Annotated in this window: 11 protein-coding genes; 4 read left to right on the top strand and 7 right to left on the bottom strand. The window is 61.4% G+C overall.

The annotated features are described in order from the left end of the window. Positions 1 to 451 precede the first annotated feature (451 nt). From IPK17_RS07005 to IPK17_RS06995, 3 genes are all read right to left on the bottom strand, one after another. A complete protein-coding gene (locus IPK17_RS07005) occupies positions 452 to 1,915 on the bottom strand; it encodes a PA14 domain-containing protein (protein ID WP_343416964.1) in 1,464 nt (487 codons plus the stop codon). Between the two features lie 218 nt (positions 1,916 to 2,133). Further along, positions 2,134 to 2,673 (bottom strand): hypothetical protein, encoded by a 540-nt coding sequence (locus IPK17_RS07000; protein WP_343416963.1) that lies wholly within the window; start codon positions 2,671 to 2,673, stop codon positions 2,134 to 2,136. Then, complete coding sequence (locus IPK17_RS06995; protein WP_343416962.1) at positions 2,624 to 3,640, bottom strand: serine hydrolase domain-containing protein; 1,017 nt, start codon at positions 3,638 to 3,640, stop codon at positions 2,624 to 2,626. The genes IPK17_RS07000 and IPK17_RS06995 overlap by 50 nt, the downstream gene beginning before the upstream one ends. A gap of 830 nt (positions 3,641 to 4,470) precedes the next feature. On the opposite strand from IPK17_RS06995, the gene IPK17_RS06990 reads away from it, so the two are divergent. Genes IPK17_RS06990 through IPK17_RS06975 form a run of 4 tightly spaced genes read left to right on the top strand, consistent with a single transcriptional unit; the run spans position 4,471 to position 7,544 of the window. After that, positions 4,471 to 5,400, top strand: coding sequence for an NAD-dependent epimerase/dehydratase family protein (locus IPK17_RS06990; protein WP_343416961.1), 930 nt, complete (start codon positions 4,471 to 4,473; stop codon positions 5,398 to 5,400). Beyond that, complete coding sequence (locus IPK17_RS06985; RefSeq protein WP_343416960.1) at positions 5,400 to 6,167, top strand: HAD family hydrolase; 768 nt, start codon at positions 5,400 to 5,402, stop codon at positions 6,165 to 6,167. The genes IPK17_RS06990 and IPK17_RS06985 overlap by 1 nt, the downstream gene beginning before the upstream one ends. Further along, positions 6,133 to 6,720, top strand: coding sequence for a shikimate kinase (locus IPK17_RS06980; protein WP_343416959.1), 588 nt, complete (start codon positions 6,133 to 6,135; stop codon positions 6,718 to 6,720). The genes IPK17_RS06985 and IPK17_RS06980 overlap by 35 nt, the downstream gene beginning before the upstream one ends. A 41-nt stretch (positions 6,721 to 6,761) precedes the next feature. Continuing rightward, complete coding sequence (locus IPK17_RS06975; protein ID WP_343416958.1) at positions 6,762 to 7,544, top strand: carbon-nitrogen family hydrolase; 783 nt, start codon at positions 6,762 to 6,764, stop codon at positions 7,542 to 7,544. 248 nt (positions 7,545 to 7,792) lie between these two features. On the opposite strand, the gene IPK17_RS06970 is transcribed toward IPK17_RS06975, so the two are convergent. The 4 genes from IPK17_RS06970 to IPK17_RS06955 are packed head-to-tail and all read right to left on the bottom strand — an operon-like array spanning position 7,793 to position 12,389. Beyond that, positions 7,793 to 8,917 carry a hypothetical protein gene (locus tag IPK17_RS06970; RefSeq protein ID WP_343416957.1) on the bottom strand — a complete coding sequence of 375 codons (1,125 nt, stop codon included), beginning with the start codon at positions 8,915 to 8,917 and terminating at the stop codon, positions 7,793 to 7,795. Positions 8,918 to 8,932: 15 nt separating this feature from the next. After that, on the bottom strand, positions 8,933 to 10,639 hold the full coding sequence (locus IPK17_RS06965; RefSeq protein WP_343416956.1) for a DUF7088 domain-containing protein: 1,707 nt from the start codon (positions 10,637 to 10,639) through the stop codon (positions 8,933 to 8,935). Positions 10,640 to 10,641: 2 nt separating this feature from the next. Beyond that, positions 10,642 to 11,421: an ABC transporter permease gene (locus tag IPK17_RS06960; protein ID WP_343416955.1), complete on the bottom strand. Its 780-nt coding sequence runs from the start codon at positions 11,419 to 11,421 to the stop codon at positions 10,642 to 10,644. Then, entirely contained in the window at positions 11,418 to 12,389 is a 972-nt protein-coding gene (locus tag IPK17_RS06955) for an ABC transporter ATP-binding protein (protein WP_343416954.1), read from the bottom strand. The genes IPK17_RS06960 and IPK17_RS06955 overlap by 4 nt, the downstream gene beginning before the upstream one ends. Positions 12,390 to 12,431 lie beyond the last annotated feature (42 nt).

Here is a 12,431-nt window from a genome sequence, read left to right as displayed (position 1 = left end):
CGGAGAGAAGGAGCGTATTACACTTACCTAACATAACTACAAAGTAAAGGAGATTCAGGTTTGTGTCAATATGTGAGACAAAATCTCATACTAAATTCCAACTTATGGCTAGTAGTCCTTTAGTCATCCTGCCTAGTCTAAGGGAGAGGTTGAGAAAAATTCAGCTCAGTTTGCAGTATGATAAGATATGTCTACAGCACCATTTATTGATGTAAAAAAGAGCAGCATGTAATAGTGAAACGTCAGATGACGATAAACAAATGGACGTGACTTCTAACTTCACTCCCGCCGAATTCAGGGAGAGAAGCCAGCCCACCGCTTGGCAGACTGCGTAATCCTCATGCCTCGTTCTGAGTGGTTTGGCTGGCAATCACGCTATTCGGGTAGGGGCTAAGTCCTCCAAACAAAACGGACGCCCGCAGGCGTCCGTTTTACTGTTGACTGTGAACTGTCAACCTGTCACGGGGATGCTGTTGACGTTGGTACCCGCGGGCAGCACGAAGTACTGCGCGCTCACCCAGCCGACGATCCCGTTGAAGTTGACCTGATACCACTGCGAGGCGGCATTGCGACCAATGACGGTCGCCTGACCGCCCGCCACAATGCGACCAAGCCGCCCGAACTGCGTGCCCGCCCCCGAGCGAATATTGACCGTATACGGCGTTGCCGTGCCGATGATGCCGGAAGTCTGCGCCGGGACGGGGGTCACGGTCGGCGAAACGGTCGTGCCGGGGGTGGTCACCGGGATGTTGAAGCCGTTGGTGATGGTGATGAAGCGGCCCGACACCCAGCCTGTCGCACCGTTCGCCAACTGGATCTGATACCACACGCTGTCGTTCGTGCGCCCGACGATCTGGTACTGCTCGAAGCGGTTGATGCGCGTGATCACGTTGCTGCCCGTCGCGCTCGGGAAGTCGCGCACGTTGAGGCGGAAGGCCGACACGGTCGCAATCGCGCCCGTCAGCACCGGCGCCTGAGTCGGCTGCGCGCCGCCCGGGTTATTGGTGAAGTACACGCTGAATTCGAGGTAGGCATCCAGCGTCAGTTCGCCGTATTCGACCTGGAAGGTGTTGCCACCCGCCGGCAGCTGGAGCGTCGCCGTGTTGGTTTGCCCGGTCGCGCCGCCCTGATTGATCACGAGCACGCCATTCACATACACGCGGACGCTGTCGTCAGCGCGCGCGGCGATGGTGTAGTTGCCGCCCGTCAGGTTTTGCACACTCGTCCAGCGCGCCGAGAAGTTATCGGCGGGGACGTTGGGCAGCGGCGCGCCCGAACCCCAGTTATGCGTGGGGCTGGTTTCCGTCAGAATCGCCGCCGGGTCACCGAGCAGGCTGCCATTGGCATAGTACTGCCCCGTCCACGGCGCAGTCGCCACGGTCGGCGGGAGCGACCCCGTGCCGCCACCCGTCGCGCCCGGCACCGGGAAGCCCGGCCCCTGCGGGTTGGTGGCGAGGTTGGCATACGACACATACGCGAAGGCGTTGTCGGTCAGTTCACGGTAGTCGACCTGAATGTGATAGACACCGTTGGCCGGCACATTCACATCCGCCGAGACGACCTGCCCAACCGGGCCGGACGCGAAGGTGTCGATGACCGGGGTCAGCCCAAAGTTGAAGATGACGCGGATGTTGTCATCCGCCAGCGCGTAGAAGCGATACGTGCCTGCGTTCAGCGCGACATCGGTCGCCCAGCGTACCGAGAAGTTATCGGCATTCATGCCCGAAATCGGCGGATTGACACCCCAGTTGAACGCGACATTGGGATCTTGACGCGTCAGGAACGGCGTCCCTTCCAGGGTTCCGTTATTGAAATAGTACGCAATCCACGTTGGTGTTTGCGCCAGCGCGGGTTGTACCAGTAGTACCGATGTGATCGATAGGAGCACAGCGACGATCAGTGCTTTCCGCAACATATCCTAGTCCCTCCACAACACCCCAATCTCAACTATGTAAATTTTAGCAGGATTTAGCCGCACAAATTGAGGCGTAGGCCAATCGTCATATAATCGTCTCATTTTCTAGGGGGTTGTGGCGATTTCCGCGCTCAGGTGGCGTCTGATCTGGCGCGGTGCAGCTGCCCCTCATATGGAGAGCGGCAGCTGCGGGCCAACGTACCGGGGAAAGTCGCGGTCTACTCCACCTTTTCCAGCGTATAGGCCTCGGTGCCGCCGACGTTGATTACGAGGCTGGTCGGCTCGTTGATCGTATTGAAGTCGACGGTGGCACCCAACGCGCCATTATTGACCACGAGGTACTGGCCGAGCACCGGGAAGTAGACGAGGCGGAACGCCCACACGCCGTTCGTCAGCCAGAGTGTGCTGTCGTCACGATATTCGACGCTCCAGCCCTCTTGATACGTGCCCACCAGCGGCGCGGCGGTGTCGGCATCGATCGTGCTCTCGGCGAGCTCCCGCACCTGATCGAGTTGCGCGATGAGCGGCGCGAACTCGGCGCGGCGCTGCGCGGCGGCTTGCAGATCAAGTCCGTTCCACAGTTCGGCAAAGGTGAAGGCCAGCGTGTCATTGAGCTGGCCGCCCAGACTCGAGTTGCTGAACACGAGGATCGCGGTGTGGTTGTCCGGGAAGATGGTCATCTGCGTCGTATAGCCTGACCACGCGCCGTTATGCTGGCGCATGGGGATGTCGCGGTACGTGTTGAGCAGCCAGCCCATTCCATAGCGTGCATCTTCGTAACCGGGCACATCGTCCAAACCGAGCGATGCGCCGGGCGCCCACGTGACCGCGAGATTCTCCCGCGCTGACGATGCGCGCGCCGTCCGGCGTGACGCCGCCGTTCATCTGCGTGATGACGTACTTGGCCATGTCTTCGATGTTCACCCACACGCCGCCCGCCGGGGCGACCAACGCAATCGGCGCGTCGATCATGCGGCTGACCGTGCCCGCCGCACTTAGCACATCCGGCTCGTAGGGTTCGGCGTAGTTGTCTCCGAGTTGGCTGTGGTCGTCGGCGATGATGGCGCTCGCCATGCCAATCGGATCGAACAGGCGGGTCTGCATCAGCGACTGATAGCTGGTCAGCGTCGGCTCTAGCCCGCTGGCGACCGCGCCGACATACCCCGCCAGCGCATAAACTTCATTGTTGTAATTGTGCGACGCGCGGAACTCCCCGTTGATGGTCTGCGTGGCGACGGCGTCGAGCAGGCTGTCGATCTCCCACTCCCACCAGTCGAAGGCGTCAAAGGTATTCGACACCAACCCGGTCGCCATGCCCATTAAGTCCGCGACCGTGATCTGCGCGGTTAGCTCGGAGTCGCTGAGGGCGAAATCGGGCAGGATGTCGGTGACAGGTGTGTCCCACGCCAGCAAACCGTCGTCGACCAACTGCGCGATCAGCAGCGAGGTCATCGACTTGGTGGTCGAGCCGACGCGGAAGCGGGTTTCGGTCGTGAACGGGAGCTGGTCTTCGACATTGCGATAGCCGAAGCCCTGCGCGTAGATCACTTCATCGCCTTCGATGATCGCGACCGCCGTACCGGGAATGTTGTAATAGGCCATCTCGTCCTGAATGATCTGTTCAAACTGCGCCAACCGTTCATCGGTTGCCTGTGCGTGGGCGCTGGCAAAGCCCATGAGGATCAGCGGAATGCAGAAGAGGAAGAATGCGCGTCGGATAAACATAGGTCTCCTTGGGACTAAGTTGCATATCTGTGTATACGCAGTCGTCCCGGCAAAGTCGCGGAGAACGGCATTCAACGTGAGTTATGGATAATGCTTCTCTGACCCTCCCCCAGCCCATCTTAGGGGTAGGTCTTTCATGCTTCCCCATCGAACACCGTTTTTTCGGCAAGAACCTCTAGGGACGAGGCATGAGGGTGTTTAAAAAGCACCTCTTGTGGATTGGTAACGGATCGGTGCGTCCCTAGAAGATCAATTGAGGCTTGGCAAGGATGTGGCTCCTCCTGAACTCGGGGAGGACGGGGTGGGGTCGGAATCTGACCTTTTTCAACACCCTCATGCCTCGTCCGGTTTTCTTGTGGATTAGGTAACAGATCGGTTGTCCGTGCAAGCAAAAGAGGTGGGTTAACGGATGTGATGGTTGTGTGAGCACAGGAGGACAAGGCATGAAGTCATTTCAGAATCAGCCTCTGTCCCTACAATTCAATACCTTTCCCTGAGGCCTCAACCGCCCCTCTCCAAAGGGCGAGGGGACAGGACACTTTTAACAATCGAGGGGATTGTAGGGACGCCCAACGGGGCGTCCGCAGGAATAGGGGCAAAACGGACGCGCCGTTGCGCGTCCCTACAAACTACGTTTTCCCTCAAACGAGCTCCTTAAGGGTTCCCCATGTTAAAAGTGTCCTGTCCTCAACCGAATTCAGGGAGGGGGAGCCGCAAATGCGGCTTATCCCTAACTGACAGTATTCAGTTTCAGCATGCTTCTTGATACGTTTGGCGTTGTCCGCTTATAATCGAAGTCAATTCGGAATTGCACAGGGCAGTAAAAACTCATGGTTTTAGCGAATCAGGCGAACAAGGGCGTTCTCATCACCAACACCGCTGGCGTTCCCCGCGGCGTCGTCTTGGAAGTCACGCGGAAACTCGTCGCGCGCGGCTATCGCGTCACCGTTATGACGGATGGCAGCGCGGGCGCGCATGTCGCGCGGGCGGCGGGCGCGATTCCAGCGTATTCCGGCGTCCTGCGGGCGGGCGAAGTCCGCAGCATGATCAAAGCGGCGAACGCCACTATCGTCGTCAATCTCGCGCCGCAAACGTTCAACACGCTGCCGACGCTCAAGGTCGATTGGGATGACCGCGTCATCAGCGACGGCACGAAGGCGATCATCGAAGCGGCCAAAGAGACGGGCGTCGAATACCTCGTCCACACCAGCTACGCCTATGTCGGCGCGGGCGTCAACGAAGACGCGGTCGATTTCACGCGCGCGGCCGCCTCGGCGGAAAAGAACGTGCTCCGCAGCGGTTTGTCGGCGGTGGTGCTGCGCTTCGGTTTCCTGTACGGCAACACCGCGAATGCCGCCGCCGTGCGCGACACGCTCAAGCTCGGGCGCCCCGTGGAAACGGGCGCAAACGTCCCGGTGAACTTCACCTATGCGGCGGATGCAGCGGATGCCATCGTCGCGGCGATCACCAACCGTCCGAGCGGCGTCACGCTCAATGTGGTCGATGACAACCCGGCGACGACGGCGGAATTCATGCAGTATTTCGCGGATGCGCAGGGCTTCGGCCTGTCGGCGCGCCCGGCGTTCCTCGCGGCGCTCATGGGCGGCAGCGATAAGCGTCTGCCCGCGCTCATGCACCTGCCCGCGCACGCCAATAACGCGGAAGCCAAAGCCGCGCTCGGTTGGTCGCCGCGCTTCCCGAACTTCCGGGCGGGCATCGACGATCTGCTGTTGAGCTGGCGCGCGGAAGAAGCTGTCTAATGGCCGACCTCAAAGCAGTCCTGTTTGATCTTGATGACACGCTGATCGATTGGAGCGGCTTCAACTCAGACTGGGCAGCCATGGAACAAAATCATCTGCGCGGCGTGTTCGACTACGTGTGCGCGGATATTTACGGCTTAGGCGATTTTGACGCCTATGTCGCGGAATTCCGCGCGCGCGTCAACGCGGCGTGGACAGCGGCGCGCACCAATCTGCGCGCGCCCCACCTCGGCGCGCTGCTGGTCGAATCGGCGGTGGCGCTCGGCGCGCCCGCGGATGCGCTCGACGCGCGCCGCTGCCTCGAAGCCTATGATTGGGTGGCAGCGACGGGCACGATCGGCTTCCCGGACGCGATTCCGGCGCTGAGCCTGCTGGCGGAACACGGCATCAAGGTGGGGATTGTCACCAACGCGCACCAGCCCATGTGGCTTCGTGACATCGAACTGCGCACGCATAACCTGATCGATCACTTCCCGACCTGCCGTATTTCGGCGGCAGATGTGGGCTATCTCAAGCCGCATCCGGCGATCTTCCAGACGGCGCTCAACTGCCTCGGCACGAAGCCCTCGGAGACCGTGTTCGTTGGCGATGATCCCGAAGCGGATGTGGTCGGCGCGCAGGCGGCGGGCTTGCTGGCCGTGCTGCGCCGCGGACGGCGGGCAAGCCTGGGCTTATCACGCATTGTGCCCGATGAAGTGATCAACTCGCTGGAAGAACTGCCGGCCATTCTGGATGGCTGGTATCCCGGTTGGCGGAACAGCGCGTAAACGGCGTATGCAAACGACGATTGACCGCAATCTCATCCTGACCGGGTACATGGGACCGACCCAGCTCGTCATCGCGCGGCGCACCGCCGAACTACTGCGGCTGCGCTTCGTCGACTTCGATCAACTGTTTGAGACGCGTTCCGGCGAAGCGCGCGAGGATCTGCGGGCGCTGTACGGCGAAGCGCGCCTGAAAGCGCTCGAAACCGAACTGGTCGACGAGATCATGCTGTATCGCGGGACGGTGATTCACATCGGCGGGCAGACCCTGCTGCATGGCAATCATCTGGCGCGGCTGAGCGAAACGGGCGACATCATCGTGCTGGTCGCCGCGCTGGATGTCGTGTTACAGCGCCTGCATCTGGCGCTGGGCGCGCGCTATCACAACCCGCGCGAACGCGAACTGGCCGTCGGGGTGTTGAAGCGCGAGTGGGCGATCCGCAAACTGCCGGGCGTCACCGAAGTCGATACGTCCGAACTGAGCGAAGAGGCGATGATTGACGAGATAGCGGCGAGGTGGCGCGCGCTGTCCGGGGTCATCGACTGGCGCGCGTAACCCCATCGAAATCCATAGAGCCACCCCATCGAGGAGACGTAATGGCAAAACTCACAATTAGCCTGGGACAGATGAACGTTGCGCAGGGTGATGTGCGCAAAAACACGCAGACCGCCGAGGAACTGATCACCGACGCGGCCAAGCGCGGCTCGCATCTGGTGATGCTGCCAGAACTGTGGTCGACGGGCTACGCGCTGAATCAGGCGAAAGACCTGGCTTCGCCGCTCAATGTCGGCATCTTCGCGCAGTTGGCGACGTGGTCGACGCAGAACAAGATCAGCATCGTCGGCTCGGTGATGGAAAAGCGCGGCCTCGAAGTCGCCAACAGTTCGGCCTTCTACGCGCCCAATGGCAAGATGATTGGCGTGTATCGCAAGATTCACCTGTTCCGCCTGATGGAAGAAGATCGCTATCTGCAGCCCGGTTCCGCCCCGCTGATGATGGACTTGCCGTGGGGGCCGACGGGTATGGCGATCTGCTACGATCTGCGCTTCCCGGAACTGTTCCGCAAGTACGCGGTGCAGGGCGCCAAGCTGATTCTGCTCGTCTCCGCGTGGCCGATTGAGCGCATCGAACACTGGCGCGCGCTGCTCATCGCCCGTGCCATCGAGAATCAGTGCTACATGGCGGCGGTCAACGCCGTGGGGCAGACAGGGAACGCGGTGTTCGGCGGGCACTCGATGATTGTGGATCCGTGGGGCAAGGTGGTGATCGAAGTGGGCGAGTCGCCGACGCTGGCCACCGCCGACATCGATCTCGATCAGGTCGACCGCATCCGCGCGAAAATCCCCGTGTTCGAAGATCGCCGCCCGGAGACGTATTAAGGCGAGCGGTTAGCTTTTAGCACGAGTGACCTCGTCCGTTTTGATCTGGCGGAAAGTAGGACGAGCTTGCGCGTCCGCGCGTTCAATTCCTCAATACGATTTTGGGGAGGGGCGCCTCGCCCCTGGTTTTGGGCGAGCGCTGATTCAGTTACTTTGCCCCTCTCCCCTGGGAGAGGGGCGGTTAAAAGCCTGCCTCTCCGCCCCCCCCAGCGGGGGAGAGGCGCAAACGCCCTCAAGCCTGAGGTGACTTACGGCGCGGTCGTCGCTTCCGCCGTCACGTCGAGCGTGACTTCCGGCGTCGACAGGCTGCCCTGCGGCACGTCGGTCGACGGGATGCTGAGCAGACCGAGATCCGTGGTCGGCGTCGGCGTCGGCACGAAGACCGGCGGCGTCGTGATCAGGTTGATGAAGCGGTCGAGCGTCGACTTCTGCACGACGTAGATGCGGAACGTGCCTTCGAGCGCGACGAGCGGTTCAGCCAGCGGCGCGAGCGTCGGTTCGATGGTCGGCAGGGCTTCCGGCGTGGCCTCCACCGTGGCTTCAACGGTCGCTTCAGCCGTTGCGTCGGCGGGTTGAATTTCCTGCGTGCCGATGGCCTGCGGTTCGGCGGAGGCTTCAGCGGTCACGGCAGCGGCGGCCGCTTCGGCGGTCGCGTTGGCCTGTGCCACCTGCGTCCCGACCGCGGCGTTCGTCGCTTCGATGTTCGCGCGCGACACAGCCTGGCCGCGTTGGGATCCGGCGAGATCCTTCCGCGTAATCCGCCAGCGACCGCTTGCTTCTTCAGCGGTCGCGTCAGCCGCCCCAATTTCCTGCGTGCCGATGGCCTGCGGCTCTTCGGTGCCGCCGACATTGGCGCTCCCCGCCTGTTCGACGATCACGTAGTAACGCGGGTTGACGCGGCTCTGGCCGCCGATGTGCACGAGGAAGACGGCGCCATCGTAGGTCGTCGCCAGCACCGTGTACAGCGGACTTGTCAGCCCGAAGTTCGCCAGATTCGCATCTTCGAAGCTGTCGGCGGAATTCAGGTTGGTGAGCAGCGGAATCAGCGCCGACAACACCGTCGGGTCGGCCTGCTGCGTGCCGCTGACCTCGGTTTCGACGCCCGGTTCGGCGCGCGTCGTGTTGTCATACAGCCACGCGCCGTCCGCCGTGGCCTTGGTCAGGACGATGCGTTCACCCGTCGTGTTGTCGCGCACTTCCAAACGCGCCAGCGTCGTGTTGTCGACGCCCGGCAGCAGCGCGACGGGCGCGCTCGTCGGCGTGACGGTCGTATCGCCCGGCGCAGTTGCTTGATTCTGATTGAGGAGCAGCACCACCACGATGAACGCGAGCAGTGCGACGATAAAAATGATAGTGCTTCGGTTCAGACGCATAGGCTTATCTCTCCTTTAGCGTGCTTTCTCGCGGTTGTTCCACCACACCCACACGCCTAGCAGCAGGATACCAAACGGCACGACGAAAACCGTCAAAATGCGCAGGTTATTAAGCGTTCCCACATCTGCCGAAATGGGCTGATCTTGCGGGCGCGCCTGCTGGACAATGTTGATCTGGTTGAAGAATTCATCAAAGTGCGTAGTCCACACTGCGCCATTGATCGCAACGGTGAAGTTCGTCGCAAAATTGCGCAGTTGATAGCCGATATCCGAGCCGATCCACGTGCTGCTGAACAGCACGACGCGCGAACCGGTCTGCACATTTTCCGCGCTGGCCGCGACCACGAACGGCCCCGCCTGATCGCCTTCCGCCTGCGCGATGTCTTCCGGCGTCAGCCCGTTGTTCTGCGTCGCCGCGGTATACAGCGCGACGAGATTGGTCTTGGCGTACGAGGTCGTGGCCGTGCGCACGAGCGGCAGCACGGTGACGTTGGCGGGCGCGGTGTCGGCCACGACGATGCTGACGGGCGCGTTCATGGCCAGCAAACCGCGACCTGCCGGGATCCCGTTGGTCGTGAGGTAGCTGGTTGCGTCGAAGTCAGCAGCGTAAGGCGTGAGCGGCGATTCCACCTGATTGGTCTGGTCGAGCACGATGTCATTGGCGAAGCTCAGACCGAAGTTGTCACGCAGGTACGTATTGAGATTTTCCGAGGTTGCCAGCGAAATCCCGTCTTCATTGATCGCCGGGTCGGCGAACACGATCAGGCTGCCGCCATTGGTGAGGAAGTTCCCCAGAATCGTCAGTTCCTGATCGGTGAGGGGGGCCATCCCGCCGGGGATGATGACGACTTCGGCGTCGGCGTTCGGGTCATTCAGCGGCGTGGTCGTCGAGGTCGAAAGCTGCACGAGCGTCTGATCGGTCGTCACCGTCCAGTCCCACTGCTCGGTGAAGATCTGCTGGATGATGGTCATCTGGTCGGCGACGCCGCCTTCAACCGGGAGGATGTAGGCGCGGAAATCGCCCTGCGCCGCCGCCTTGAGGATGGCGTTGGTCAGGTCGCTCTGATTCACGCTGGCCACGACCTCGGCGTTGTCGATATCCGGGCTGCCCGCTTCATCGAGCACAGTCACGACGACCTGTCCCGACCGCGTGACGCCATAGGCATCGGCGGTGGTGGGGTTGCGTTCCGGGTCGACGAATTCATACGTGATCTTGCCATTGCTGGTCGTCTGGTAGTCGTCGAACAGCGGCGCGTAGCGATCTTGCAGCGCGGCCTGGGCCGCCGTCACGAACGCATTGATGCGAATATTGGGGATGGTCGGGTCGTTGCCGATGTTGGCGATGGCGTCGCTCGACTCTTCCGTGAGCGAGAACTGATCGCTTTCCGTCAGGTCAACGCGCCATTCCTGGCCGCGGACCAAGGCGTAAACGCCGACCATCAGCACGATGACGAGCAGAGTCACGATGATGCTCACGCCGCCAAAGCGCGCGGTGCGCCCGGTGAACAGCCCCGTCACCTGCTGGGGCGCGGTTAATACCCACGCGACGAACGCGAGGATGGCGAACCCAACGCCGGCGTAACCGACGACCGTCATGCCGCCGGGCTGCGACGCGTTGAACGCCGCCAGAATCAGCCCCGCTACAATGATCAGCGGGAAGATCCACGAGGGGATGATCGGCTGTTCGTTTTCAGGGGTCACATTCGGTGTTTGCTGAGTCATGCTTACGATCTCCAGCGTCGAATTTCGACAATACGCACGGTGATGAACAGCGCCACAATGATCATCCCGACGAAATAGAAAATATCTTCACCGCGCAGAATGCCACTGGCCAGCGTCGCGCCATAGTGCGCCTGCAAGCCGAGTTCACGGACAAAACCGGCCAACCACGCCGTCCCATCACTGCCCGCCAGCGCGACCGCCGCGATATCCGCGAGGTACAGCACGAGGATCGTCGCCGCGCCGAGGAAGGCCGCCACGATCTGATCTTCGGTGACCGCCGACCAGATCATCGACACGGCGATCACCGTGCCGCCGTACAGCCACGCGCCTAAATACGCGCCGAACGCCACACCCTGATCCGGAATGCCGACCATCTGCCACCCAAAGTGATAGATCAGGGTGACGAGGACAAGCACCGTCCAGTAGGCCCACGCGGCGAGGAACTTGCCGAGGACGAAATGGCCTTCGTTCATGGGGAGCGTCATCAGCAGTTCGAGCGTGCCTTCGCGCTGTTCTTCCGCCAGCAGACGCATCGTCAGCAGCGGCGCGATCAGGAAGGTGAGGAACGTCAGCAGACCGGGGATATAGCCCGCATCTGCCGGGGCTTGTTGATTCGCCTGGCTGATGTAGCCGTTGAACAGAATGCTCAGGAAAAACAGCACCGCGAAGGCAATGGCATAGGCGACGGGCGACCGGAAATACAGCGCCAATTCGCGCTTGAATACCGCCCAGAACGGCACCGCGCCGCCGATTTGAACTTCAGTTTGGGTCATATCGGTCATGATTGATCCTCAGTTGTTTCCGTGACAGGGGCTTCCACCACCTCAGCCGCCTGACGCCGGCGCGTCAGTTCGAGGAAGATTTCTTCGAGGTTGACGGCGAGCGGACGCAGTTCCTGCAAATTCAAGTTGTTCTGAATCAGCGCGCGGGCGATGTGCGGACGCGGGTCGACATCGGGCTGCGCGGGCGTGACGACAATGCCCTCGCTGCCGCTTTCGGCATGGCCGACGCTCGCCACCTGCTGGATGATCGGGAGCGCCGCCGCCGCGGGGCCATCCACGCGCACGAGCACGCGGCTGCCGCGTTCCAGCAGCGACGAACGCAGTTCGGTCGGCGAGCCCTGCGCGATGATCTCACCCTGATTGATGATGACCACGCTGTCGCAGACCTGCTCGGCTTCGCTCAGGATGTGCGTGCTGAACAGCACCGTGTGATCTTTACCCAGTTCCGCGACCAGATCGCGCAGTTCGAGCACCTGAATCGGGTCGAGGCCGATGGTCGGCTCGTCGAGGATGAGCACGGGCGGGTTGTGCAGCAGCGCCTGCGCCAAACCGACGCGCTGCCGCATGCCTTTGGAGAGGGCGCGAATGTGGCTGTTGGCGCGAGAACCCAGCCCGACGCGCTCCAGCACTTCCTGCGCGCGCGCTTTGACCTTGCGCACGCCGCGAATTTCGCCGATATAGGTCAGGTAGCCCAACGCGGTCATGTCGCGGTAGAGCGGCACGTTTTCCGGCAGATAGCCGACGCGCTTGCGGACATCCAGACTCTGGTTGAACACGTCAAATCCGGCGACCATTGCTTTGCCCGAGGTCGGCGGCATGAAGCCGGTGAGGATGCGCATGGTGGTGGTTTTCCCTGCGCCATTCGGCCCCAGAAAGCCCGTCACCTGACCCGGACGCGCTGTGAACGAAATGCCTTTTACGGCGGCAACTTCTCCGTATGACTTCGTTAAATTCTCGACTTCGATCATGTCTTTTCAGCCCTTCCGGTAAAAAACTTGCAAATTATAGCG

The organism is Candidatus Flexifilum breve (assembly GCF_016713355.1).
Note: the sequence above shows the minus strand (reverse complement) of the source record. Positions and strands in the feature narration are given on the sequence as shown.